The sequence below is a fragment of the Spiroplasma endosymbiont of Villa modesta genome (genome assembly GCF_964030925.1).
In the GTDB taxonomy this organism is placed as follows: domain Bacteria; phylum Bacillota_I; class Bacilli_A; order Mycoplasmatales; family VBWQ01; genus Spiroplasma_E.
In genome coordinates, this window is record NZ_OZ034992.1 from 511,503 (window position 1) to 536,815 (window position 25,313).

General features: G+C 22.3%; 35 protein-coding genes and 8 tRNA genes. 13 read left to right on the plus strand and 30 right to left on the minus strand.

The features are described from left to right. Positions 1–55 precede the first annotated feature (55 nt). From AAHM89_RS03290 to AAHM89_RS03340, 11 genes are all read right to left on the minus strand, one after another. Positions 56–1,033 (minus strand): IS3 family transposase, encoded by a 978-nt coding sequence (locus AAHM89_RS03290; protein ID WP_342265776.1) that lies wholly within the window; start codon positions 1,031–1,033, stop codon positions 56–58. Positions 1,034–1,107: 74 nt separating this feature from the next. Continuing rightward, complete coding sequence (locus AAHM89_RS03295; RefSeq protein WP_342266929.1) at positions 1,108–2,220, minus strand: hypothetical protein; 1,113 nt, start codon at positions 2,218–2,220, stop codon at positions 1,108–1,110. Between the two features lie 3 nt (positions 2,221–2,223). After that, the gene (locus AAHM89_RS03300) at positions 2,224–2,787 is read right to left on the minus strand and encodes a hypothetical protein (RefSeq protein WP_342266930.1); all 564 of its coding nucleotides are present in this window, start codon (positions 2,785–2,787) and stop codon (positions 2,224–2,226) included. A gap of 246 nt (positions 2,788–3,033) precedes the next feature. Further along, positions 3,034–3,942: a hypothetical protein gene (locus AAHM89_RS03305; protein ID WP_342266931.1), complete on the minus strand. Its 909-nt coding sequence runs from the start codon at positions 3,940–3,942 to the stop codon at positions 3,034–3,036. Between the two features lie 14 nt (positions 3,943–3,956). After that, entirely contained in the window at positions 3,957–5,141 is a 1,185-nt protein-coding gene (locus AAHM89_RS03310; RefSeq protein ID WP_342266932.1) for a hypothetical protein, read from the minus strand. An 86-nt stretch (positions 5,142–5,227) separates the two neighbouring features. Then, positions 5,228–5,533 (minus strand): hypothetical protein, encoded by a 306-nt coding sequence (locus tag AAHM89_RS03315; protein ID WP_342266933.1) that lies wholly within the window; start codon positions 5,531–5,533, stop codon positions 5,228–5,230. Positions 5,534–5,550: 17 nt separating this feature from the next. Then, positions 5,551–5,736: a hypothetical protein gene (locus tag AAHM89_RS03320; RefSeq protein WP_281748210.1), complete on the minus strand. Its 186-nt coding sequence runs from the start codon at positions 5,734–5,736 to the stop codon at positions 5,551–5,553. Between the two features lies 1 nt (position 5,737). Continuing rightward, positions 5,738–5,926 carry a hypothetical protein gene (locus AAHM89_RS03325; protein ID WP_174481134.1) on the minus strand — a complete coding sequence of 63 codons (189 nt, stop codon included), beginning with the start codon at positions 5,924–5,926 and terminating at the stop codon, positions 5,738–5,740. Positions 5,927–5,961: 35 nt separating this feature from the next. Then, positions 5,962–6,120: a hypothetical protein gene (locus AAHM89_RS03330; RefSeq protein WP_174480221.1), complete on the minus strand. Its 159-nt coding sequence runs from the start codon at positions 6,118–6,120 to the stop codon at positions 5,962–5,964. A 16-nt stretch (positions 6,121–6,136) separates the two neighbouring features. Then, positions 6,137–6,961 carry a hypothetical protein gene (locus AAHM89_RS03335; protein WP_342266934.1) on the minus strand — a complete coding sequence of 275 codons (825 nt, stop codon included), beginning with the start codon at positions 6,959–6,961 and terminating at the stop codon, positions 6,137–6,139. A gap of 11 nt (positions 6,962–6,972) precedes the next feature. Next, complete coding sequence (locus AAHM89_RS03340; protein WP_342266935.1) at positions 6,973–7,209, minus strand: hypothetical protein; 237 nt, start codon at positions 7,207–7,209, stop codon at positions 6,973–6,975. A gap of 255 nt (positions 7,210–7,464) precedes the next feature. Here AAHM89_RS03340 and AAHM89_RS03345 point away from each other — a divergent pair, with 255 nt between their 5' ends. Both AAHM89_RS03345 and AAHM89_RS03350 read left to right on the plus strand, forming a co-directional pair. Next, entirely contained in the window at positions 7,465–7,887 is a 423-nt protein-coding gene (locus tag AAHM89_RS03345; protein WP_342266936.1) for a transposase family protein, read from the plus strand. Positions 7,888–7,910: 23 nt separating this feature from the next. Continuing rightward, positions 7,911–8,318, plus strand: a complete 408-nt coding sequence (locus AAHM89_RS03350) for a transposase family protein (RefSeq protein WP_339045908.1) — start codon at positions 7,911–7,913, stop codon at positions 8,316–8,318. Positions 8,319–8,533: 215 nt separating this feature from the next. Here AAHM89_RS03350 and AAHM89_RS03355 read toward each other — a convergent pair whose 3' ends face one another. The 6 genes from AAHM89_RS03355 to AAHM89_RS03380 all read right to left on the minus strand — a co-directional run bounded on the left by AAHM89_RS03355 (position 8,534) and on the right by AAHM89_RS03380 (position 11,485). Then, on the minus strand, positions 8,534–8,827 hold the full coding sequence (locus AAHM89_RS03355; protein ID WP_342265856.1) for a hypothetical protein: 294 nt from the start codon (positions 8,825–8,827) through the stop codon (positions 8,534–8,536). Between the two features lie 2 nt (positions 8,828–8,829). Further along, positions 8,830–9,294, minus strand: a complete 465-nt coding sequence (locus AAHM89_RS03360) for a hypothetical protein (protein WP_338978835.1) — start codon at positions 9,292–9,294, stop codon at positions 8,830–8,832. A gap of 289 nt (positions 9,295–9,583) precedes the next feature. Then, the gene (locus AAHM89_RS03365; RefSeq protein WP_339045908.1) at positions 9,584–9,991 is read right to left on the minus strand and encodes a transposase family protein; all 408 of its coding nucleotides are present in this window, start codon (positions 9,989–9,991) and stop codon (positions 9,584–9,586) included. A gap of 7 nt (positions 9,992–9,998) precedes the next feature. After that, on the minus strand, positions 9,999–10,436 hold the full coding sequence (locus AAHM89_RS03370; protein WP_339046404.1) for a transposase family protein: 438 nt from the start codon (positions 10,434–10,436) through the stop codon (positions 9,999–10,001). A gap of 276 nt (positions 10,437–10,712) precedes the next feature. Then, the gene (locus AAHM89_RS03375; RefSeq protein WP_342266937.1) at positions 10,713–11,135 is read right to left on the minus strand and encodes a hypothetical protein; all 423 of its coding nucleotides are present in this window, start codon (positions 11,133–11,135) and stop codon (positions 10,713–10,715) included. Positions 11,136–11,233: 98 nt separating this feature from the next. Next, positions 11,234–11,485: a hypothetical protein gene (locus tag AAHM89_RS03380; protein WP_342265833.1), complete on the minus strand. Its 252-nt coding sequence runs from the start codon at positions 11,483–11,485 to the stop codon at positions 11,234–11,236. A 1,360-nt stretch (positions 11,486–12,845) separates the two neighbouring features. On the opposite strand from AAHM89_RS03380, the gene AAHM89_RS03385 reads away from it, so the two are divergent. Next, the gene (locus AAHM89_RS03385) at positions 12,846–13,073 is read left to right on the plus strand and encodes a hypothetical protein (RefSeq protein WP_174481002.1); all 228 of its coding nucleotides are present in this window, start codon (positions 12,846–12,848) and stop codon (positions 13,071–13,073) included. Continuing rightward, a complete protein-coding gene (locus AAHM89_RS03390; protein WP_281749520.1) occupies positions 13,073–13,270 on the plus strand; it encodes a hypothetical protein in 198 nt (65 codons plus the stop codon). The genes AAHM89_RS03385 and AAHM89_RS03390 overlap by 1 nt, the downstream gene beginning before the upstream one ends. A gap of 53 nt (positions 13,271–13,323) precedes the next feature. Here the strand turns inward: AAHM89_RS03390 and AAHM89_RS03395 are convergent. From AAHM89_RS03395 to AAHM89_RS03405, 3 genes are all read right to left on the minus strand, one after another. Beyond that, positions 13,324–13,397 (minus strand) — tRNA-Gly (locus AAHM89_RS03395). Between the two features lie 649 nt (positions 13,398–14,046). Continuing rightward, positions 14,047–14,175, minus strand: a complete 129-nt coding sequence (locus tag AAHM89_RS03400) for a hypothetical protein (RefSeq protein ID WP_342266938.1) — start codon at positions 14,173–14,175, stop codon at positions 14,047–14,049. Between the two features lie 5 nt (positions 14,176–14,180). Further along, a complete protein-coding gene (locus AAHM89_RS03405; RefSeq protein WP_342266939.1) occupies positions 14,181–14,303 on the minus strand; it encodes a hypothetical protein in 123 nt (40 codons plus the stop codon). A gap of 111 nt (positions 14,304–14,414) precedes the next feature. Here AAHM89_RS03405 and AAHM89_RS03410 point away from each other — a divergent pair, with 111 nt between their 5' ends. After that, positions 14,415–15,392 carry an IS3 family transposase gene (locus AAHM89_RS03410; protein WP_342265776.1) on the plus strand — a complete coding sequence of 326 codons (978 nt, stop codon included), beginning with the start codon at positions 14,415–14,417 and terminating at the stop codon, positions 15,390–15,392. 126 nt (positions 15,393–15,518) lie between these two features. On the opposite strand, the gene AAHM89_RS03415 is transcribed toward AAHM89_RS03410, so the two are convergent. Next, positions 15,519–15,905, minus strand: a complete 387-nt coding sequence (locus AAHM89_RS03415) for a hypothetical protein (RefSeq protein WP_342266940.1) — start codon at positions 15,903–15,905, stop codon at positions 15,519–15,521. A gap of 486 nt (positions 15,906–16,391) precedes the next feature. On the opposite strand from AAHM89_RS03415, the gene AAHM89_RS03420 reads away from it, so the two are divergent. Beyond that, positions 16,392–17,420: a hypothetical protein gene (locus AAHM89_RS03420; RefSeq protein ID WP_342266941.1), complete on the plus strand. Its 1,029-nt coding sequence runs from the start codon at positions 16,392–16,394 to the stop codon at positions 17,418–17,420. 73 nt (positions 17,421–17,493) lie between these two features. Here the strand turns inward: AAHM89_RS03420 and AAHM89_RS03425 are convergent. The 7 genes from AAHM89_RS03425 to AAHM89_RS03455 form a co-directional block, all read right to left on the minus strand. Beyond that, positions 17,494–17,575: transfer RNA gene (locus tag AAHM89_RS03425), tRNA-Leu, on the minus strand. A 65-nt stretch (positions 17,576–17,640) separates the two neighbouring features. Continuing rightward, a tRNA-Leu gene (locus AAHM89_RS03430) sits at positions 17,641–17,728 on the minus strand. A gap of 6 nt (positions 17,729–17,734) precedes the next feature. After that, positions 17,735–17,809: transfer RNA gene (locus AAHM89_RS03435), tRNA-Lys, on the minus strand. A gap of 16 nt (positions 17,810–17,825) precedes the next feature. Further along, positions 17,826–17,900 (minus strand) — tRNA-Gln (locus AAHM89_RS03440). A 10-nt stretch (positions 17,901–17,910) separates the two neighbouring features. Continuing rightward, positions 17,911–17,995: transfer RNA gene (locus AAHM89_RS03445), tRNA-Tyr, on the minus strand. Positions 17,996–18,006: 11 nt separating this feature from the next. Further along, positions 18,007–18,083, minus strand: a tRNA-Thr gene (locus AAHM89_RS03450). A gap of 7 nt (positions 18,084–18,090) precedes the next feature. Continuing rightward, a tRNA-Val gene (locus AAHM89_RS03455) sits at positions 18,091–18,166 on the minus strand. A gap of 284 nt (positions 18,167–18,450) precedes the next feature. On the opposite strand from AAHM89_RS03455, the gene AAHM89_RS03460 reads away from it, so the two are divergent. The 6 genes from AAHM89_RS03460 (at position 18,451) to AAHM89_RS03485 (ending at position 21,233) form a co-directional block, all read left to right on the plus strand. Beyond that, a complete protein-coding gene (locus tag AAHM89_RS03460) occupies positions 18,451–18,879 on the plus strand; it encodes a hypothetical protein (protein WP_342266942.1) in 429 nt (142 codons plus the stop codon). Positions 18,880–18,997: 118 nt separating this feature from the next. Beyond that, positions 18,998–19,315 carry a hypothetical protein gene (locus AAHM89_RS03465; RefSeq protein WP_342266943.1) on the plus strand — a complete coding sequence of 106 codons (318 nt, stop codon included), beginning with the start codon at positions 18,998–19,000 and terminating at the stop codon, positions 19,313–19,315. Between the two features lie 9 nt (positions 19,316–19,324). Next, on the plus strand, positions 19,325–19,951 hold the full coding sequence (locus AAHM89_RS03470) for an isochorismatase family cysteine hydrolase (RefSeq protein WP_338962067.1): 627 nt from the start codon (positions 19,325–19,327) through the stop codon (positions 19,949–19,951). 195 nt (positions 19,952–20,146) lie between these two features. Continuing rightward, complete coding sequence (locus AAHM89_RS03475) at positions 20,147–20,296, plus strand: hypothetical protein (protein ID WP_342266944.1); 150 nt, start codon at positions 20,147–20,149, stop codon at positions 20,294–20,296. 83 nt (positions 20,297–20,379) lie between these two features. Beyond that, on the plus strand, positions 20,380–20,802 hold the full coding sequence (locus tag AAHM89_RS03480; RefSeq protein WP_342266945.1) for a transposase family protein: 423 nt from the start codon (positions 20,380–20,382) through the stop codon (positions 20,800–20,802). A gap of 23 nt (positions 20,803–20,825) precedes the next feature. Continuing rightward, a complete protein-coding gene (locus AAHM89_RS03485; RefSeq protein WP_339045908.1) occupies positions 20,826–21,233 on the plus strand; it encodes a transposase family protein in 408 nt (135 codons plus the stop codon). Between the two features lie 1,303 nt (positions 21,234–22,536). Here AAHM89_RS03485 and AAHM89_RS03490 read toward each other — a convergent pair. Both AAHM89_RS03490 and AAHM89_RS03495 read right to left on the minus strand, forming a co-directional pair. Further along, on the minus strand, positions 22,537–23,847 hold the full coding sequence (locus AAHM89_RS03490) for a glucose-6-phosphate isomerase (protein ID WP_342266946.1): 1,311 nt from the start codon (positions 23,845–23,847) through the stop codon (positions 22,537–22,539). A gap of 170 nt (positions 23,848–24,017) precedes the next feature. Further along, positions 24,018–24,404 carry a S1 RNA-binding domain-containing protein gene (locus AAHM89_RS03495; RefSeq protein ID WP_342266947.1) on the minus strand — a complete coding sequence of 129 codons (387 nt, stop codon included), beginning with the start codon at positions 24,402–24,404 and terminating at the stop codon, positions 24,018–24,020. Between the two features lie 425 nt (positions 24,405–24,829). On the opposite strand from AAHM89_RS03495, the gene AAHM89_RS03500 reads away from it, so the two are divergent. Then, positions 24,830–25,237, plus strand: a complete 408-nt coding sequence (locus AAHM89_RS03500) for a transposase family protein (protein WP_342266948.1) — start codon at positions 24,830–24,832, stop codon at positions 25,235–25,237. The last annotated feature ends 76 nt before the right edge of the window (positions 25,238–25,313 follow it).

Sequence of the window (25,313 nt, forward strand, 5' to 3'; positions counted from 1 at the left end):
TTTCTAGTAATTGGTGGTTGGCCCTTAATTACTGGACCATTTTTGATATAAAATTCTAAATTTTAATTTGTAAAATTGGTGGTTTTAGAAATTTAGAATGTATTCTTTCATAATTATAAAACATAACATATTGATTTACATCATTTATAGCTTCATTGATGGATAAATATTGATTTGATCCTTTAGGTAGTCATTCTTGAGATAAATGAGAAAATCAGTTTTCAGATAATACATTACCACCAATATCATAAGGTTGTTTTTTGCTTAAAATTATTTGTTTATCCTCTGCTCATTTTGTGATATCCTGACAATAAAATTCGTTGGCGTTATCTGAATGTAAAATAACATTTTTTACTTGATTTCAAGAAAATTGTTTGTTGATTTTTTCAAGAGCAGGAAGAATTAAATCCTGATATGATTTATTAGGAGCAATATTATAACTAACAACATTATTTGAATAAAAATCAATAATTACAAAAAGATATAATCATCCTTCTTTAGTATTTATTTGTTTAGTGTCCATTGATCAAATTTGATTTGAAGAGGTTGTACTTTTATAATCTTTGTTTACTTTATCCATTGTAGGTATTCACTTATTTGGATTTTTTTTGTTTTTAGGATAGTTATTTTTAGTTTGTTTTAATCCTTGAATATTGTGTTCTTTCATAATTTTTCGCATTTGTTTTATTGATAATTCTATATTTAAAATGATATTTTTTTCTTGTTTTAATCACTCTTTAAAAGCTGAAAAAATTCTTAAATATCCATAAATTCTGCCTTTTCTTGTAGAATGAAATTCGATTAAAAGTTGGCATATTTTTTGATATTTATGATTGCATTTAATAATATGATTTTCTTCTTTTTTAATAGGTTTTTGTTTATTTTTTAAAAAGTAATATGTTGATCTGTTTAATTGAAGATATTGACATAGGTTTCTAATTGAATATTGATTTTTACAATCATCAATAATTTTAATTTTTTCTTTGATATTTAATTTGTTAATTACTAATGCTATTTGTTTAATTTTATCCATTAATAAAAATCCTTTCAGGTTAAAATTAGTGTTAATTATATAACACAATTGTTTTTAGAATACATTCAGGTTTTTTAAATTAATGGTCTAGTAAAAAGGGCTAAGTGGCAAGTGGCAAGTGGCGTCATGGAATCAACATTTAACAATTCAAATTCATGAAAAATATTATTTAAATAAATTTTAATTACTTTATAAAATTTCATAAAGTTATTTTCTGTTGAATATTGATAACTGATTTTAATAAAATATCATTTAAATGTTTCTATATTATTATTTTCAACTTTTTTTCATAAGGGACTAGTTTCAATATTAAATCAATTATTTTTAACATCATTAATATTTTCATTTGCTTTAATTAATTCATTATTTAATTTGGTAATTTCATTTTCATTTGTAGTAATTCGTTTTTGTTGTTTAGCAGAAAAATCACAAGTTGGTGCATGTGTATAATCACCAATTTGTGGATTATTTTGTAATGCTTCTGGTGGTAATGTTCCAATTTCATCAGGTCAATCTAAAATCATTGTTTCAGTTTCTTTATCGTAATCTGTTGCAACATAACCTTTATTAATAAATTTACTAACAGGACCTCTATATATTTCATTATCATTATCATCAACTAAATCATCATATAATTTAATTTGTTTTGATAATGTAAATTCTTTTTGTTGTTCAATTAATTCATCAACTTGATTTCTAGTATAAAATGCTTTTAAGTCAATTTTTTCAACATCTATTTCATCATCATTATAACTTGAAAATATTTGTTTTAATTCTGTTAATCTTGCTCATATTTTCATTCTACTAGGTGCTAAATCTCAAACATTAATTGTAGGAGTACTATTTGCACTAAATTGAGTACCATTATTAAATTGAATAGTAGCATCAACATTAAATTCAATTGGTGTACGATTAAATACTCAATGTTCAACCATAACATAAACCATATCTCTTAATGTTTCTTTAATTAATTCATCTTTAAAACTATCGAAAGGAAATTTAGATAAAATAAAATCAAGATAAGCATTAATATCATTTTGAGCACGAATAGCAAAAGTTTTAAATCAATCATTAACATTAGGTCATGTATTGATATATTGTGGTGGTGTTTCTGTAATTTTTCCAGTTAATGGATATCAGTTATTATAATTTTCAAGACTGACATCAGTTCAAAGTTTATTAATCATAATTTATCATTCCTTAAAAAATGCTTGTTTATAATGATGAGTATGTTTTTTTGTTTTTTTATGTGTTATATGTTCAATTTCTTTTTGTATTTTATTTTTGCCTTTTTTTAATTTTTTCTTACTTTTTGCTACAACTTGACTATATGCAAACTTTTCTAAATGATGTAATAATCCAGTACCAAATAAAGTATTTACTGAAAATTTTAAACCAACATTTTTAAATGATTTGTTAATATTTTCAATAGGATTATTAATAACATTTACTACTTTATGATAAGTTCTTATTATTCTAAATATTTCTCTATATACTTTAAAACTATCTCTAATAACTTGCTGCACCACTGGGGGAGCAAATGCTATTGCTTTTAATCATTTATTACGATTAACACCATAACCAATGTATCAACCACTATATCAACGATATCAATGAAATGGATGTATTTGAGTAACAAAAGTTTTCGCTTTAAGAATACTATCAACAACTGTAATTGGTTTATATTTAGGATTGTGATGATAAATAGTAATTGCACATTTATTTAATGATAAAGGTTGAATTTTACAACCCATAAATACTGGTGAATTTAATGGAATTAATTGTGCATGTTTAATTGCTCTTTTTTCTGCACTAGTAAATAAATCAGTTGCTTTTTCTTTTAATTTATTAATTTTTTCAAATGCTTGTTTTTCTAACTTTTCAAATTTTTCTTGTAATTTATATATATTTTCTCGTAATTTTTCAAAATATGGTGTTTCTTTTCAAAATTTATTAAAACCTTTTTTTAAGTAAAATCTAATATCAAAATATTTAAAAGTTTAATTTGCTTTTAAAACAATTTGATGAATAACATTATTTTTAAAATTAAATTTAATAGCATTAGCACGAATTTTTTGTAAATCTAAAATTAAAGTTTTTCCATATCTATTTTCTGTATGTATTGTATGAACTAAATTTAATCAATCATGCTGATTCATAGATAATACTTTTTTTAAATCAGTATTAAATTTTTTTAAAAAGTTATTTGCTTTTTCAATATCTTTAATTTTAAATTTTGGAGTTAATTGTGGACTTAATTTTATTAATGTATTTTGTAATAATAAGTGTTCCATTAATTTTTCTGTTTCTAGTTTTTGAAAATTATTCTTATATTGTCTTTCAGCAACATAACCTAAATCTCGTAATACTGTTTCACGATTAGGAGTAAAACTATAATTCATTAAATAACGTTTATTACCAATAATTTTATCTGTTAAAATTTCTTTTCTACTTACTTGATTAATAATTTCTTGTAAATTTTTTACTTCTTTAATTCCAACTTGTTCTAATGTTTTAGTTTTTTCTGCTAGTTTAATAAATTTAGTTGTACGATAACCACGACTAATTTTATTAAGTCCAGCAAATGCAGGAAGTATATTAAAGAAAGTATTTAACTCTGTTACATTTCCTTTTAAATAATCATAAACTTGATTAATAGTAAAATCAGTTAAAAATTCTACACCAACAGCACTAATACTAGCAACTAAATCACTTGCACCTAATCCAAGTGCTATACTTTCACTTAACCCACCAGTAAAAGGAGCAAGTGCTACTGCTATTACTTGTACACCAATCATTTCTAAAATTTCTCATCAAAAACTTTTATTTTCTTGTTGTTTACTTATTCTAGTATGTTTTGGTTTATTTATATTTAATAGTATTGCTGTACTAGTTGTACCGATTGGCATGGTATTAATTTCCTTTATTTAAGAGTTATTTTAATTGGATTTGTTGTTCCTTTATAATTTAAATCATTAACATTTGCAGTAATAGTTATATATAAGTCACCTGCTTTTTGTTTTTGATTATTTATATTAGTTTTACTTTGTGCATCACTAAAATATTTAATAGTTGGATTTGTTAAATTTGGATTTAATGATTTAAGTTCATTAGTACTTTTTATTTGTGTATTTAATTCACTATTATTGTTATTAACATTTGCAGTAATATCAGTTGTTAAACTTGTAATTTTATTTTTTAAATCAGTTTTTTCTGTTTTAATAACTCCACATAACATTCAACGTGAAGTTGTTTCATTATTAGAAATATATGGGATTGCTTCTCCAACAACTTCACCAGCAACTTTATATGCTCTTCCTGCTTTATCATCTTTAATAAAATCTACATAAATAACTGTATTTTCTATCATATATCTTTTCATCACTCTTGGTGTTGCTAAAACAAAGGTCATTAATTGTTGTTCATTTTTATCATTAGTAAAAATCATATAGTCATCAAGAACGATTTCACATAATACGCCTTTTACATATAAATTATTTCCATTTAAACGTAATTGTTGTGCCAACTGATTATCGGTAATTAAACCTTTATTATCTGCTAAATAAACTAAACTATCATAAAGACCATTAGTAATAAAAAATTTACTATTTGCAATGTTTCTAAATTGAAACAAAGTATTTCAAGCAGATAACATTGATTTTAAATAGCCTACTGGTGTTGTATCTTCAATATCGATTTTAGTAGCAAATTTTGCAATTGCTTGTGTATCATCAATTGCTAATTTATCTGCTAAATCATTTGCAACTTCATATTGCATACTATCTAATAAATTTTGTCCATTATTTGCTTTTAAATCTACATCTGCAATAATTTCTCCTGCAAGATATTTTTTAGTTATTTTTTTACTAATTTTATCTGTATCAACATATGGTAATTCATATCTTTTACTTTTATCATCCCAAGCAATAATTTTTACTTCCGGTTTTTTTTGTTTTTTAACAATAAATTCAATATTTACTGAGTCAACAATTTCAGTAGGAAAAAAGTTTGCCCATGGACTATTTGAAATTTTAAAAAACTCTATAAATTCTGGTGCTTCTACTAATCTCTCTGTATTGTCTAAATTTTGATTAAATGGTACTGACATTTTATTTCTTCCTTTCGTTTATAAATAATTTTTCTTTTTATAATTAATTAAAAAATTTTCTTTATCATTTGTTTTATTATTAATAATTATTTGTTTATTGCCACCTGTATTAATTGTTTGTTTAAATATTGGTTGTTCTTTAATCATTTTTTAATAGTTTCTTCAATTTTTGAATTTTCTATATTATTTGTTTTAAATTTTAAATAATCATAAAATTCAGTTTTAACTTGATATTTTTTAAATATATTAATCATTTCTTTTTCTTTAATTTCTTGATTAAGTTTATTTAACTTATTTTCTGCTTCATTAACTTTATTTTCTATTTCTTGTTGAGCATTATTTTCATTTAAAGGTTCAGTTGTTTGTTGAACATTATTTTCATTTTCTAACATTTAACATTCTCCTAATCTTATCCCAATAATCAATCTTTAACTAATTGTGGCATTTCACTTATTAATTTTTTATAATCATTAACTGCGTTTTCTAATGTATCAATATCAGAAAATTTAAAACAATTATCAATATGTAAATCAAAATCTCTATCAATACTGATATCTTGTTTTCTATATTTTTCATTAAATTCAATTTTTGTCATATTATTTTTCTCCTTTATTAATTTTTTCGTTTAATTTTGCTAATTTTTTTTGATGTTTTATAATTTTGTTATTTGCTCTAACATGTTTTGGAGTTGTGATAAATCTTTTTAATAAAACAATAATTTCTCTGCAAATTAATGTTCCAACACTTGTTCCAATAATTATTAATTCATGTAAAAATTCTTTCATTTGAATATTTTCCTTTCAATTTTTATTTTTTTTAATTATTCATCAAATTGCCCACCATTAATTCTTTCAATCATTGATTGTGAATTACTTATAATAGTTACTAATAAAGAAATTTCTTTATTTAATTGTTCCATCCTTTCTTTATGTGTTTTTATTTCGTGATTATAATATTCAATTAATTTTTCTTTATTCATAAATTACTCACCTCCTTTATAAACTCATGTGATTATAATCTCAATTTAATGAAGCATTATCGTGATTTAATGCTACTTTGCTCATATTATCACTACCGTATTGACTAGTTGTTTCACTATTAATTGTGAATCTATTATCATTTACTAATCTTGCAGTTTCATCATTAAATGATGTTTCTTGCATTTCTTGAATATGATTTGTAGTTTCCATAGGTAGTAAATTATGGATTATTTCACTTGCACCAGCAATAATAGTAGGTACTGCATAAGCATTATTAAAATCATTATTAATACCCATTGCAACACCACTTGAAATTAAACATCCACCAGTTGCCATATTACAAATTTTTCTTATTGCTTCAAATTTATTAGGTATTAACTCAGTTAATCCACTAATAAGATTTGAAATACCATAAGTATTTAATGAAATATAAGTATCTCAATCCATTAATGACTGATGTTCTTGTTTATTTAATAGTAATCATGGCGGACCTTCTGTTGTGGTTGTAGTAGTTATTGGAATTGGTGTTGTTGGAATAATAGGATTAATATTATTTTCTGTTCATTTACTATAATTTGCTAAACCAATTGTTCCTAATCCTAATGCTATTTTTTTAGAACTATTAATTAATTTAGTTTTAGTATTTGGTCTTTGATTTAAATTTCAAATATCTAAACCTAATTTTTTACCAAATAATAAACTATTAATTGAACCTAATATTGGATTAGCAATTACTTGACCATAATAAGCACTTGTACCAATCATTGCACAAATAGGACTTATACCAGTTCTAATTAATTTAGTTAAAGTATAATTTGATTGATTTTCTATATTTGGCATTTTAATCTCCTTTAATTTTCTAATTTTTTAATTGTTACTTTAATTCAACCTTGATAAACATCATTATCATCAACTATTAATGCAACATTACTTTCGGGGTCAGAAACAATTATGTGTTTTGATTTAACATTTGGGTATTGTCTTAAAATAATTGCTCTAATATCATTACTTGTATGAATTGCTTTTGGAAATGGTGATAATATTTCAATTTCATCTTTATTTTCAAACAAAGTAGGTAATATTATCATTAATTATTCTCCTTATTTTTAATTTGATTAGAAATTTCACTTAATATTTTCAATATTTTATATTCATTTTTTAAATCTTTAATTATATAAATTAAAAATATTATTAGTGTTATACTTGTTATTAATATTGGTGCTATTAATAAAATTTTTCATAAGACATATTCCGTAATTAAATTTTTTAAAAGTCAATTATAATTTTAAAATTTATTTTATAATTTTGTTATTAACAATAAATTTAGAAAAGTGTTGATAAAAATGATTTTTGAAAATTTAAAAAAAATAAAAAATGAAGAATTTTACAGATATTTTGGTATAAAACGTTTTCATTTTAATGAAATGTTAGAAAAATTAATTGAAATAGAAAAATTAGAAAAAAATAAAGGTCGAAAAAATAAACTTTCAGTAGAAGAAAGATTAATGATGACTTTATTATACTGAAAAGAATATTATACTTTTTTTCAAATGAGTATTAAATCTAAAATGAGTCCATCAAGTTGTTTTCGAAATATTACTTGAGTAGAAAATAAACTTAGTAACCACAAAGATTACCAATTTTTAAAAGAAAGATATAAATTAAAAATTGATAAAAAACAAGAAAATTCAAATGAATTTCAATTTTATTTAATTGATTCAACTGAGATTGAAATTGGAAGACCAACTAAAAAAAACTACAGTTAGAATATTTTTCTGGTAAAAGTTGAATGTATTCTATAAAATTTCAAATTGTATATGATTTTTTTAATAAAAAAATTGTTGATATTTTTGCTGATAATGGTAAAGTGCATGATTTTCAAATATTAAAAAATTCAAATCTTGAATTTTCAGAAAAAACAATAATTATTGGTGATTTAGGATATCAAGGTATACAAAATATTTATAAAAATACAATAATACCAATTAAAAGAACTAAAAATAAAAAATTAACTAAACAAGAAAGAAAATACAATAAGATTGTATCTAAAATTAGAATTAAAGTTGAACATGTCTTTGCTTGATTGAAAAGATTCAAAATTTTAGTAAATAAATGTAGAAAATCTAAATTTAGACTTATGTACTTAAGATTTAACTTACTTTGTGAAATTTTTAATAAAATAAAACCATTAAAATAAAAAAAATATTAAAAATATTTTTTTAAAATTTAAATTTTTATCGAGTTAATATAAAAATATTATTAACAATTTTTTGTTTAAAATGTAAACTCATTTTTTAAACTATTTTTTCAAAAAATATTTATTTCTATATTCAATAACACTAAATAGTTTTAAAACAATTTTATTGACAATTAATTAAATTTAATTACGGAATATGTCCATAATATCATTTTTTACTCTTTTCATTTTTTAAATCATTTAACATTGATTGAACAAAATGCACGATTTTTAGGAATGTTTAAAGTGTTAAAGATTTGACCAGTTACAATAATTTCATCGTTTTTGTTTAATAAAATACATCGGTTATAAAGTTTTGGTTTATTAAAAATTAAAGTAACATAATTTAATCCATTTCATTGACCACGAACACTATAATATAATTCCTTATTACCTTTTTCGTAATATTTTGCTTCAATAGTGTTACTCAGTTTTACTGTTAATTTGACATAATTTTCTTTATCTTTCATTTTTATAATTTCCTTAAATAATTATCAAAAATTAATATTTTTTTATGATTTTTTAAATAATATTGAATATGCTTATAAGCATCTTGTTCATGTTTTGTTAATTTTATATTTCCTTTATAATTTGTTATTTTATTTTTATTTTTTGGGTGGTTTTCTAGATAATCTCAGTTGAAAACATCTTGTACTAATACCATTAATGCACCAATAATTTTAGGTGTTGCTAATGGATTAGTTAATAATTGTTTTGAACTTAAAAAGAAATTTTCTACAATAACTAATATTTTTTTATCAATAAATTTTTCTTTAATTAATTGCATTTTTTCTTTATACATATTTTTAGTTCATAAAACAGTTAATGTATTAAATGTTTCATTAAAAACAATATTATTAGTTTCACTTGAATATATAACCATTCCATTACTACCTATTCCTGCTGGGTCAATACCAATAATTAATTCATATTGCATTATCAATCAAATTCACCATTTTTAATTTTTATAATTATTTTATTTAGATTTCCAGAACAACATGTATCTATTTTCCCAAGATATATAGGACATATTCCGTAATTAAATTTAATTAATTGTCAATAAAATTGTTTTAAAACTATTTAGTGTTATTGAATATAGAAATAAATATTTTTTGAAAAAATAGTTTAAAAAATGAGTTTACATTTTAAACAAAAAATTGTTAATAATATTTTTATATTAACTCGATAAAAATTTAAATTTTAAAAAAATATTTTTAATATTTTTTTTATTTTAATGGTTTTATTTTATTAAAAATTTCACAAAGTAAGTTAAATCTTAAGTACATAAGTCTAAATTTAGATTTTCTACATTTATTTACTAAAATTTTGAATCTTTTCAATCAAGCAAAGACATGTTCAACTTTAATTCTAATTTTAGATACAATCTTATTGTATTTTCTTTCTTGTTTAGTTAATTTTTTATTTTTAGTTCTTTTAATTGGTATTATTGTATTTTTATAAATATTTTGTATACCTTGATATCCTAAATCACCAATAATTATTGTTTTTTCTGAAAATTCAAGATTTGAATTTTTTAATATTTGAAAATCATGCACTTTACCATTATCAGCAAAAATATCAACAATTTTTTTATTAAAAAAATCATATACAATTTGAAATTTTATAGAATACATTCAACTTTTACCAGAAAAATATTCTAACTGTAGTTTTTTTAGTTGGTCTTTCAATTTCAATCTCAGTTGAATCAATTAAATAAAATTGAAATTCATTTGAATTTTCTTGTTTTTTATCAATTTTTAATTTATATCTTTCTTTTAAAAATTGGTAATCTTTGTGGTTACTAAGTTTATTTTCTACTCAAGTAATATTTCGAAAACAACTTGATGGGCTCATTTTAGATTTAATACTCATTTGAAAAAAAGTATAATATTCTTTTCAGTATAATAAAGTCATCATTAATCTTTCTTCTACTGAAAGTTTATTTTTTCGACCTTTATTTTTTTCTAATTTTTCTATTTCAATTAATTTTTCTAACATTTCATTAAAATGAAAACGTTTTATACCAAAATATCTGTAAAATTCTTCATTTTTTAATTTTTTTAAATTTTCAAAAATCATTTTTATCAACACTTTTCTAAATTTATTGTTAATAACAAAATTATAAAATAAATTTTAAAATTATTAATTGACTTTTAAAAAATTTAATTACGGAATATGTCTATACTATTTCTTAATTCAGTAATTAATTTTCTTTATTCATATTTATACCTCCTACTTAACCTAATATTTAAAATACAGTCATAACAAATTGCTTTACTATTTTTATCTCTTAAAAAATATTTTCTTGTTTTTATATCATTAGTATTAAAGAATAAATAATCTAATTTATGTTGTTTACATGTTCAACAAAAATACTTTTTCATTATGAGTTGAAATTTCTTTATAGGAAGTAACTATATAATTAGTTGGTAAATCATCATGTTTATATGGATTATTTATTTTAAAACCTTTTCTGTTCTCTTCTCACGTAATGTTATATTTAAAACAAGGATTAGTAATTTTAGTTTTGTTATCAGTTATTTCACCCATAAATCAACTATTATGCTGTTCATAAAATGTTAATGGTTCAAGTTTTATATCATTAAGATAATATTCTTTTGGAGCAGTTGGTTTATTAACAGTTATTTTTTGGTCTTTAATATATGGCTCTAATAATTTTATTAATTCATTACCACTTAATTCTCTTTTAATATTTTCTAAATTAAAAACTCAATATGTATATTTATCATCAGCAATAAAACTATTATTTTTAACCATTCATTTTGGACATTATAATTTATATTCACCATAATCAATAAGAATAGATTGTGGTCTATCTTTTACAATTTGTTCTTTTTTAAATTCTATTTGCATAATTAATCACTTCTACATCAATCACAAACATATCCAAATGGTTTTGTATAATCCAAATGTTCATCAATATCATAATCATCTTCAAATTTTCTAATATCATGTTGTTCTGCTTCTAATTCTGTTTTAAAGCGATAAAGCATTTGGATTTTGTCATCTTCATATAATTCATTACATTCAACACATCTTTTTCTTCTTTTTTTAATTTTTTTATCAATCTTTCTTAGTGCTTCATAATCAAGAATTTCTATTGCCATAATAATCCTTTCCTAATATGTTCTGTTGCTTCTAGCATAAAGAACATATATTTTGATTTTTAGGTTATTAATAATACTACTATTCGTTTTATTCATTCCAGTAATTCTGGGCTCAAAAATAAATTTCAAAAAAAATAAAAAATAAAATCAACACTTGCTCACTTGGTAGTGGCAAGGTTGGTTAAATAAAGAATAGAATTAATACAATAGGTCCCTACAACAGGTCTATATATACTAGTTTCCAATTCGCTCCCACCCCAAGAATTACCATTAATGGTTAGTATATTTTATTAGGTATCACTCCACTTTTTATTTATCCATGCAAGTCCACATGTTCTAGCTACTATTTTTAACAACTGTGTTGTAGTTCACTTTTTTAGTTCCCTAACACGTGTTGATAATAGCGTTAAAGAGGGTTATTAAAAATTTTAAAATTTTACAATTACAAAAAAAGACAAGATTATTTCTTGTCTTTTTCCTTAATAACTTTGAGAATAATTTTTATTTTTTTTAAATGTATATTTTTTAAAATACGTCGAATATAAATTTAAATTTAAGGGTTAAAGAGAGTAATTTTATCTAATTTTCATTATTTTTCAAATAATTCATTTTTGGAAATAAGTTACTAATATGATAATAAATTATTTCGTAAATTTGACAAGGGCGCAATTAAATATTAATACTTATATAAGTGTTAATTATAATTTTCATCAAAAGTATTATTTTTTATGTTATTATATATTCATAATTTAATAACTGTTCAGTCCTAATATAGATATATCTCTATGTTAGGATTTTTATTAAATTAAAGTTTTAAAGAAAAGGAAAAAAGATTAAAAGAAATTCCTAAAGATAAAACTAAAACAAATTAATTAAAGTAGCAGTAAGCAATAGAACAGTTCTTGCTTATGCTTGAGACCCCAGATTAGTCAATAAGAAACATTGTGAGGTTGAGTTACAAATTATGAAACAAATGATTATTTTTGTTTCTATTGTTACACCTGACTATGTAGAGATGAAAAGCTTAGTTAAAAAAATGACAAAAACAAGTGAGTGATTTAATAAATAAAACTGAAGTTCCAATTAGTGAATATAAAAATTTTTGTTTTAAAAACAATTTCAGGACAATTATAAATAAAGATTACAAATGTAATCTTTATTTATCTCTTTATATTAATTTTAAGTTATTAATTTTTTTTATTGATTTTACTTGGAATTTCTTGTAAATGAGTTACAATTGTATTAAAGTTTTAAAGGAACTTTGGAACAAAATATTTTGGTTTTTTTATAGACCTCGTTTAAATTTTTGTATTTAAATTAGGTTTTTTGTTTTATTATATCGTTTAAAGGAGTGAGAAATATGAAATCACAATTTTATAGAGATGGAATAATTTATTATGCAATGAATTTAGAAAAGTGAGCAAATGTTGAAAATAAAACTTACTTTATAAAATATCATGATGTGATTTTAAAATTAACTGATATCATTAATTGTTATGATTTAAAAAATATTTCTGAAGTAAAAGTTTATAAGTTCTTAGCAGATGCTTTTAATAGTCGAATTTTAAAAGAAGTAGGGGATAACTAATGAAAATTAATTTAGAAGAATGCACAAATAATAAAATAAAATATTTAGAATCATTACCAGAAAGAACTAATGGAATGTCTTTAGTTATGTATCCAGTAAATTCATGAGCAGAAATAGTTAATAAATGTGCTTGCAGCAATTCTAGTGATGAAGAAACAGCAGTAGTACTACAAACTAAAAAAGGTCCTAAAATATAAACCATTATAAAATAAAAAAAGGCGTATTAATTACGGCTTTTATTTTTTTATAATGGAGCGGGTGATGGGAATCGAACCCACGTCTTCAGCTTGGAAGGCTGTAATAATACCATTATACGACACCCGCAGTTATGTTAACCACCATGTATTTATATCATATTACTAAAATTAAAGTCAACTACTTTTGATAAACAAGTTAAAAAAAATTATTTTTTAATCTTTTTTTCAATATGTTTATTTTTTTTCTTTTTAAATAAAAGAAGTTTTTCTTTAAAGAAAAAAGAAACAATGACAAAAATAATTGAAGCTATAGCAAAAAAATGAGCAATTAATCATATAATTCAGAATTTATTAATATTTAAACTAAAAAGAAAAGTTGTGCACAATATTGTGATAATTAGTGACAATGTTAAAAATATTAATAAAATTTGTTTTTTATTAGTAACTCATATTGGCATAATAAAAATAAATAGAATTATACTAGTAATTGGTCAAATCATAATTTGAATTGAAATATTTATAATTTTGGCAACAAATGAGTTTTGAGATTTAGGAAAAAAATTATTAGTCATAAACATTAGTCAAACTAAAAATAAAAATAAAGAAGCAATTGTTAAAGTTATTTTGCTAATTAATAAAATTTGTTTTAATTTATTTTTTTCCATTTCACTCACCATTTAATAATAAGTTTTGTAATCTGGCATTTTAATGCCAGATTACAAAAAAACCTAATTATAATACTTTATCATAAGTATACTAAAATATTTTAAAAAATATTATTCTTTGTTTTTTTCTTTTCTTTTTTGTTTTTTATGACTCTTAAAATCCATTATGACAAAGAAAATAAAAAGACCAATAATACTTACTAAAGAAATTACCATTAAACTAATTGCTCCAACATCCATGTTTTTTAACCTCTTTCAGTTTTTGTTTTTATTTTAAATAATTTATTAAAACCATTATGAATATTTTTATGATAAGTTAAGATAAAAGTTAAAAGTAAAACTAACCCAACACCAAGGCCACTTGCCACTTGCCACTTAGCCCTTTTTACTAGACCATTAATTTAAAAAACCTGAATGTATTCTAAAAACAATTGTGTTATATAATTAACACTAATTTTAACCTGAAAGGATTTTTATTAATGGATAAAATTAAACAAATAGCATTAGTAATTAACAAATTAAATATCAAAGAAAAAATTAAAATTATTGATGATTGTAAAAATCAATATTCAATTAGAAACCTATGTCAATATCTTCAATTAAACAGATCAACATATTACTTTTTAAAAAATAAACAAAAACCTATTAAAAAAGAAGAAAATCATATTATTAAATGCAATCATAAATATCAAAAAATATGCCAACTTTTAATCGAATTTCATTCTACAAGAAAAGGCAGAATTTATGGATATTTAAGAATTTTTTCAGCTTTTAAAGAGTGATTAAAACAAGAAAAAAATATCATTTTAAATATAGAATTATCAATAAAACAAATGCGAAAAATTATGAAAGAACACAATATTCAAGGATTAAAACAAACTAAAAATAACTATCCTAAAAACAAAAAAAATCCAAATAAGTGAATACCTACAATGGATAAAGTAAACAAAGATTATAAAAGTACAACCTCTTCAAATCAAATTTGATCAATGGACACTAAACAAATAAATACTAAAGAAGGATGATTATATCTTTTTGTAATTATTGATTTTTATTCAAATAATGTTGTTAGTTATAATATTGCTCCTAATAAATCATATCAGGATTTAATTCTTCCTGCTCTTGAAAAAATCAACAAACAATTTTCTTGAAATCAAGTAAAAAATGTTATTTTACATTCAGATAACGCCAACGAATTTTATTGTCAGGATATCACAAAATGAGCAGAGGATAAACAAATAATTTTAAGCAAAAAACAACCTTATGATATTGGTGGTAATGTATTATCTGAAAACTGATTTTCTCATTTATCTCAAGAATGACTACCTAAAGGATCAAATCAATATTTATCCATCAATGAAGCTATAAATGATGTAAATCAATATGTTATGTTTTATAATTATGAAAGAATACATTCTAAATTTCTAAAACCACCAATTTTACAAATTAAAATTTAGAATTTTATATCAAAAATGGTCCAGTAATTAAGGGCCAACCACCGATGTAAATCAATATGTTATGTTTTATAATTATGAAAGAATACATTCTAAATTTCTAAAACCACCAATTTTACAAATTAAAATTTAGAATTTTATATCAAAAATGGTCCAGTAATTAAGGGCCAACCACCGCCAACCACCAATTAAAGTTCATCCTACTAAAACACTATAATAAGTACTTAGTAAAATAATGGTTGTTGAATGCAATCAAGAGAAAAAAGCACCCTTTTTACCTCCAACCTCACTAAAAAATTCAATATGATTTTTTCGATATTTATTACCAATTGTCATTTCAATAAATAAAACTGGTATTGCACAAATTACCATACATATTAAAAAAGGGATTAGAAAAGCACCATGATGGTTATACATTTGAGTTGGAAATCCTCAAATACCACCTAATCCTACTGCCGAACCCATTACTGAAAGTAAGAATCCTAATTTTGAGATATTTAAGCGTTGTTTTTTCATATTAATAAATGACCTCCTTTATAACAGTTAATTATACAAAAAAAATATTTTATTAAAACCAATTTCAGTAAATAAAATTTTGCGATGTTATTTATTAATAATGTGTATTGGAAAATATATAGAAAATCAAAATTTTATTTTATTTAATAAAATGATATTATTACAAATAAATAATAAGAAAAAACAAGGTTTTTAAGTAAATTTTAAAAAAGTAATATTAAAAAATAAAACTCCTCCTTATATAAGGAAATAATAAAAATTTATTTTTAATATTATTAATTTAATTATTTAAGTTATTAAAATTATTTTTCATAATTTCAATATTAATGATTATATTACTTTCATTTATTTAATATAGGGTTATAATACAAGAAGTAATAAATAAAGACTAGAGTTTAGCTCATATTTAAGGATTGTAATTCTTAATATGGGTGTTTTTATATTAATTTTATTACTTTAAATTATTTTTTAGAAAGGATGAAAAATATGGATTCATCACCAGCAAGAAGTTATTCTTCTACAGAACAATTATTATCAAATGATTTAATATCAACTAATAATAGAAATAGGGTAGTACCTACTATAAGAGATGTGTTACTTACTCTTGGTAATTGAATGGTAACTGGGGGTAACTATTTATTATATCAAGATGGAGTATTATCACTAGCACCAGCATTATTTTTTATGTTGGAAGGAGGAATTAATTCAAAAATTTCGTTAACTAATTTAATATTAAGATATCGAAATATTAATAATGTAAGGATTAATAATTTATTAACAGGAGTAAGTTTTGCAACAGCACCGTTATTACCACTAGCAGTAGCTTGACTTAACTGACCAACACCCAATCCAGATACATTACCTGTTACATATGCTTTTATTACAGCAGCAGCAGCTTCAAGTTTAAATCATATAGTGACAATTAGTAAAAAAATATCAGAATGTTGTGCACCTAATAATGAAGAAAATGCAATAAATCAACAACGTAATATATGACAAAAAATAGGTAATACAGCTTCAAGTTTATTAACACCAATAACTATTGCTAGTGCAATTACTGGTGTTAGTCTTTTTGCATATCATGAATTAAGTAATCCAAATAATAATGATGATGACCAACCATTTTATAAAAAAAGATCAACGGCTTTTTGAGACACAATAGCTGGTCTTGCAATAGTTGGTACTGGTTTATTAGTAAATACTGGAATGGAATTATATGAAAATTGATGTGCGGATGTTAATGATTTTGATGAGGAAGATAATTATGAAAATATTTCTAGCAGTACATCTTCACCAACATCATCAAGTTCTGAAGATAGTGATGATAATAATCCATTATTAAATAAACCTTTTAATCCAGAAAAAATTAATAATTGAGAGGAAACACAATCAGTCATGTCAACTTCTCATGTTGTTGAAATAGCTGATCCTAAACGACTTAATACAGCAGCATTAAATTCTGAAGAACGTTTGCCTGTTAAACAACAATCTTCAGAACGTCGATTATCAGTTTAATAATATTTAATATTATAAAAATAAAAAGGTATTCTTTTAAGAATACCTTTTTATACTAATAATTTAATATTAGTGGTGCCCAGAGCGGGACTCGAACCCGCATGATTTCTCGGTAGATTTTGAGTCTACTGCGTCTGCCATTTCGCCATCTGGGCAAAATATAGTTTACTTGCTTATAAAAAATGAGGAATACTTCCTCGTCATTAATAAATATATAAAATGGTGCCCAGAGCGAGACTCGAACTCGCACAACCTGTAAAAGTCATCGGATCTTAAGCCCGACGTGTCTGCCATTTCACCACCTGGGCATCAAATGGTGTCCCCGGCAAGGATCGAACTTGCGACACCTCGGTTAAAAGCCGAGTGCTCTACCGCTGAGCTACGAGGACAAATTAATAAAATATATGGCTGAGGTGGTTGGATTTGAACCAACGCATGACGGCGTCAAAGGCCGTTGCCTTACCGCTTGGCTACACCCCAATAAGTAATATGGTGGAGGGGGAGGGAGTCGAACCCCCGAACTCGAAGAGATCTGGTTTACAGCCAGGTGCAGTTGGCCACTTTGCTACCCCTCCATAAATAATAATGGTGCTGATGACAGGAATCGAACCTGCAACCTACGGTTTACAAAACCGTTGCTCTGCCGGATTGAGCCACATCAGCAGGTAAATGGTGGAGTATGACGGACTTGAACCGCCGACCTATTGCTTGTAAGGCAATTGCTCTCCCAGCTGAGCTAATACTCCTTATTTATTGTTTTATTAGAATTATTTATTCTTAAAAAACCTTAATCATTATAATAGATATTTTTCACATTTACAATTATTTTTTAAAGATAATGTAAAATTATTTTATTTTTAATTATTTTTTAAAAGAAAAGTTAAAAGAAAAAACCAAAAAAAATAATTTTATGTTAAATATTACTATTTTATACCTATTTTCAGTTTTATATATTTTAAATATAATATTTTTTTTAAAGTTTGCTAAAATTTTTTTGAGCCATATTTATATTAAAAGAAAGGGAAAATTTATGCAAAAAATTTGAAAAAAATTATCAAAGTTAGATAAAATTAGCATTTACGTATTTATAACTATGTTAATAGTAATGATTTTAGGATTAATTTTAATTGGAACAGTATCTTGAACAGTTAAACCTCTAGGAGCTAAAGCGGCTGAAAGTCATGATGGGTTTTGAATTTTAAGAAATTCTCATCCTTGAACTATTGGAGATTTTATTAAGGGTAGTATAACTAATTTTGGTGTTACTATGTCATTAACTGATTTTTTTGATAAATTAAAAGTTGCAGTTGCTGCATTAGGTGGAACTGCAACTTTAACAGGTACAGCAGCACAGTTACAAATAGGATTAATCTTAGCGGTTATTGCTACTCCAATCTTATTTTTTACAAGTCTTATTATTTTTGGATACAGTTGTTATTTAAAAGTAGTAAAAAAATAAAAATAGCAATTTATTAATTTTAAAAAATTCTTATTTTTCACATTAAAGTAAGAATTTTTTTATTTATTTTATAGCAGTAATATAACAATGATATAATTAAAAAAAATAGGTGATAATAATGATAACTAAAAATTGATGAAAAAAATTACCTCTTGATGAAAAAATAATTACTATTTTATTTTTTTCTGGTTTTATATTTTTGTTATTAGGGTTAATTATGTTATTAAGTATTAAAATAGAAAACATTTTTAATGGATTTAATTTTATTTATATAAATGGTGTAATTTATAGTTTAACCTATCAAAGTAGTCAGGGAATAACAGTAGATATTTTCTTTTTAAAAGTAGGAATTATTTTTACTATTTTCTTAATGCCAATTTGTTCTGGCTGTAGTATAATTTGATTTATTATTAAACGATTAATTTTTAAAAAATAGAGGTGAATAATGAAAAATAATGATTCATTTATTGAAATGATAAATAAAACTTTGGATAAAACAGTTAATTTAGATTTTAAAACTTTAAAAGGTCATAATATTATATTTATTGTTGATATGGTTAATGGCTTTGCTAAAAAAGGAAATTTATTTTCACCTAATATTAATTCAATTATTAAACCAATTAAAAATTTATTAGCAAAAGTAAATACTAATGAAACTAAAGTTATTGCTTTTAATGATGCTCATAATGAACATAGTCCCGAATTTCATACTTTTCCTAGTCATTGTTTGGAAAATACTATTGAATCAGAGTTAGTAGAAGAATTAAAATTTGACAATATTAAGATTATTAAAAAAAATAGTACTAATGGTTTTTTTGCTTTTGATTTTAAGCCAAATTTACAATGGGATAACATTATTATTGTTGGTTGTTGTACTGATATTTGTATTTATCAATTTGCTATTAGTTGTAAAACTTGATTTAATCAGCACAATAAAGAAGTAAATGTTATTGTTCCGATGACAATGACAAATACTTATGATCAACCAGAGCATCCAGCTCATATTTTAAATCAATATGCATGATATTCAATGCTTAAAAATGGCATTACTATTGTTAAGGATGTTATTTAATTAAAGTAGAATTTTAAATAAAATAAATTTATATAAATAATAAATTTTATACATATTATTTAATAATTTTTCTATTTAGAATAGAAATTATGATAAAATGATAAAATAATTTAATAAATGTTTATACCTAATATAGAAATTATTCTATATTAGGTTTTATTAAATTAAAGTTTTAAAGAAAAGGAAGATTAAAAGATGGCTAGTAAAGTAATCCAATCAGAAAGCGAGTATCAAGAACTTGAAAATCAGCAATTAATAATAAATATTTTTGAAAAATTTGAATTTAATTTAAATTTTAGAAATATGAGTTATGAAGATTTATCAATAGACATATTCCGTAATTAAATTTTTTAAAAGTCAATTAATAATTTTAAAATTTATTTTATAATTTTGTTATTAACAATAAATTTAGAAAAGTGTTGATAAAAATGATTTTTGAAAATTTAAAAAAATTAAAAAATGAAGAATTTTACAGATATTTTGGTATAAAACGTTTTCATTTTAATGAAATGTTAGAAAAATTAATTGAAATAGAAAAATTAGAAAAAAATAAAGGTCGAAAAAATAAACTTTCAGTAGAAGAAAGATTAATGATGACTTTATTATACTGAAAAGAATATTATACTTTTTTTCAAATGAGTATTAAATCTAAAATGAGCCCATCAAGTTGTTTTCGAAATATTACTTGAGTAGAAAATAAACTTAGTAACCACAAAGATTACCAATTTTTAAAAGAAAGATATAAATTAAAAATTGATAAAAAACAAGAAAATTCAAATGAATTTCAATTTTATTTAATTGATTCAACTGAGATTGAAATTGGAAGACCAACTAAAAAAAACTACAGTTAGAATATTTTTCTGGTAAAAGTTGAATGTATTCTATAAAATTTCAAATTGTATATGATTTTTTTAATAAAAAAATTGTTGATATTTTTGCTGATAATGGTAAAGTGCATGATTTTCAAATATTAAAAAATTCAAATCTTGAATTTTCAGAAAAAACAATAATTATTGGTGATTTAGGATATCAAGGTATACAAAATATTTATAAAAATACAATAATACCAATTAAAAGAACTAAAAATAAAAAATTAACTAAACAAGAAAGAAAATACAATAAGATTGTATCTAAAATTAGAATTAAAGTTGAACATGTCTTTGCTTGATTGAAAAGATTCAAAATTTTAGTAAATAAATGTAGAAAATCTAAATTTAGACTTATGTACTTAAGATTTAACTTACTTTGTGAAATTTTTAATAAAATAAAACCATTAAAATAAAAAAAATATTAAAAATATTTTTTTAAAATTTAAATTTTTATCGAGTTAATATAAAAATATTATTAACAATTTTTTGTTTAAAATGTAAACTCATTTTTTAAACTATTTTTTCAAAAAATATTTATTTCTATATTCAATAACACTAAATAGTTTTAAAACAATTTTATTGACAATTAATTAAATTTAATTACGGAATATGTCCATTGAAAAGATTCAAAATTTTAGTAAATAAATGTAGAAAATCTAAATTTAGACTTATGTACTTAAGATTTAACTTACTTTGTGAAATTTTTAATAAAATAAAACCATTAAAATAAAAAAAATATTAAAAATATTTTTTTAAAATTTAAATTTTTATCGAGTTAATATAAAAATATTATTAACAATTTTTTGTTTAAAATGTAAACTCATTTTTTAAACTATTTTTTCAAAAAATATTTATTTCTATATTCAATAACACTAAATAGTTTTAAAACAATTTTATTGACAATTAATTAAATTTAATTACGGAATATGTCCATTGAAAAGATTCAAAATTTTAGTAAATAAATGTAGAAAATCTAAATTTAGACTTATGTACTTAAGATTTAACTTACTTTGTGAAATTTTTAATAAAATAAAACCATTAAAATAAAAAAAATATTAAAAATATTTTTTTAAAATTTAAATTTTTATCGAGTTAATATAAAAATATTATTAACAATTTTTTGTTTAAAATGTAAACTCATTTTTTAAACTATTTTTTCAAAAAATATTTATTTCTATATTCAATAACACTAAATAGTTTTAAAACAATTTTATTGACAATTAATTAAATTTAATTACGGAATATGTCTAATATTAAATATAAAATTATTAAATAATGAATTTAATGATGTTTATCAAGAGATTATTAAGAATAATGAAATAAATGAAAAATTATCTTTCATTTTTATTGAATGTATTAATCAAGGTTTTTCTGAAGAAAAAGCACAATATTCTATTCAAGAGCAAATAACTAAGCATATAGTAGAAAGTTTTTTAATTAAAGAACAAGAACAAAAAATGGTAAATGAAATAAATCAATTTGATTTTATAAATGCACCATCAACTAGCACTGGTATATATCATTTACCATCATTTAAAATACAACTTAACTTATAATTACATTTATTTAGATTATTATTTGCAAAAAAATGTCATAATATAATATTGTAAATTAATAAGTGAAAAACAACTAAGTAAGTTATATAAAAACCATTCTGAAAAGAATGGTTTTTATATAACTATATTTTAATGTTTTATTAAATTTATTATTAGGAAATTATTTTTTACCTAATAATGTAAACATTTTCTTTTTGTATACTTCAACACCAGGTTGGTTAAATGGGTCAACACCCAATAATTTTGCACTAACAGCACAAGCCTTCATAAAGAAATAACTAGCATAACCAAACATTTTGCCATCCATTGTATCCCATTCTAATAAAATATTTGGTGTTTTTCCTACTATTTCATCACTATGAGCTTCAATAGTTCCTTGTAAGGCAATATTATTAATTTCATGTAAAGAATGTTTTGTTAAATAGTTTAATTGATCATTGTTTTCTTTATCAAGTGGAATTTTGATATCTTCATTAGGTTTTTTGATTTTTATTACTGTTTCAAAAAACATTTTTGAACCTTCTTGAATAAATTGGCCCATTGAATGTAAATCAGTTGAAAAAACAACACTAGCTGGTAATAATCCTTTGCCATCCTTACCTTCTGATTCACCAAATAATTGTTTTCATCATTCACATAACATTTGCATTTGTAATTCATAGCTTACTAAAATTTCAACTGCTTTATTATTAGTTTTATGTAAATGATAGCGAGAAACTGCATATAAATAGGCATCATTAACATCAATTTTATCACTTTTACATTCTTTTGCTGCTAATTGCGCACCAGCAATAATTTCTTCACAGTTAATTCCTGCTACCATCATCGGAAAAATACCAACAGGAGTTAAAACAGAGTATCTACCACCGATATTATCAGGAATAACAAAGCTTTCATATCCTTCTTCTTTTGCCAAATCATGGAGTACTCCTCTTGTTTTATCAGTAGTAGCGATAATTCTGTTATTAACAATATTCTTATTTTTCTTTTGTTTAATTAATAGTTCTTTTAACAAACGAAAGGCTATTGCTGGTTCAGTAGTAGTTCCTGATTTAGAAATAACATTAATGGCAAATTCTTTATCTTTTAAATATGATAAAACTTGGTGAACATAAGTTGAACTCATGGTATTACCCATATAAATTACTTTAACAGGAGCGGTATTATTAAATAAACCTTGCACCATATCAATTCCTGCTCTAGCGCCTAAGTATGATCCACCAATACCAATTACTACTAAAACTTGTATTTCTTTTTGTAGCTTCAATGCTAGAGTTTTCATTCGTTTTCAAGACTCTTGAAAAGTAATGTCTTTTTGGTATGCAAATGGAAAATCAATTCATCCTAATCAACCATCTTCATTTTTAGCATTACTTTCCAGTTCAGCGTTAATGGCCGTTACTTTTTCTTGATATAAAGTTGATAATTTTTTCATATCTAAATTAGTAAACTTTAAATTAGTTTTTATCACTATTCTATAACCTCCTTATAGGATTTAAAATTAAAATATTAATTCGTAATAATACTATTTAATATTTATAATAAAAATATAGTTGTAAAAATTTTAGATTGCAAGAAAAAAATAAAAAATATTGCCATTAAATAGCAATATTTTTTATTATTTGGAAGAAAAATAGTATTTTAATTATTTTCTTCTTTTTTAAATCAATTATCAACAGTTTCTCTTATTGGTGCAAATCCTTTACCATTTTCTTCAATTGAAGAATTATTCTTTGCAACTAATCCTTGTTCTTTTGTACTTAAACTTAATTGTTGTTTAGTATGATCAATACCTGTTATTTCTGCTTTAACTGATGTACCAATTGTAAAATAATCACTAACATTTTTAACAAATTTAGGGGTAATACGGCTAATGTGAATTAAACCAGAAAATCCATTTGGACACTTACAAAAAACTCCAAATTCCTTTATTCCAGTTGGAGTTACGGTAATAATGTCACCAACTTGAAATTGTTGAACATTTGATTCATTTTCTTCATTTTCTTCATTTTTAATAATTGTACTCATAATAAGTTAATTCCTCTTTCTTTTGTATAATTTAATAATACATAAAAATATTATAACATTATATTTAATCTTGAAGTTAAAATTAATAATATTAATTTTATGAATTTTTAAACATTAGAATGAGAAATTATTAATTGATTTTAAATTTAAAGATTATTAAAATATTAAATTTGTTAGCAATTTCTTTATTTTTAAAGAAATGAATGTTACTTGTAACAATATTACTAATTTTTTTTAATATTTTTCTTTATTTTATACTTAAAATGGTAAGTTAATATAGATATTTTATTTTATAAATATTATTAAAAATATTAGGATTTATTAGACATATTCCGTAATTAAATTTTTTAAAAGTCAATTAATAATTTTAAAATTTATTTTATAATTTTGTTATTAACAATAAATTTAGAAAAGTGTTGATAAAAATGATTTTTGAAAATTTAAAAAAATTAAAAAATGAAGAATTTTACAGATATTTTGGTATAAAACGTTTTCATTTTAATGAAATGTTAGAAAAATTAATTGAAATAGAAAAATTAGAAAAAAATAAAGGTCGAAAAAATAAACTTTCAGTAGAAGAAAGATTAATGATGACTTTATTATACTGAAAAGAATATTATACTTTTTTTCAAATGAGTATTAAATCTAAAATGAGCCCATCAAGTTGTTTTCGAAATATTACTTGAGTAGAAAATAAACTTAGTAACCACAAAGATTACCAATTTTTAAAAGAAAGATATAAATTAAAAATTGATAAAAAACAAGAAAATTCAAATGAATTTCAATTTTATTTAATTGATTCAACTGAGGCCACTTGCCACTTAGCCACTTAGCCCTTTTTACTAGACCATTAATTTAAAAAACCTGAATGTATTCTAAAAACAATTGTGTTATATAATTAACACTAAT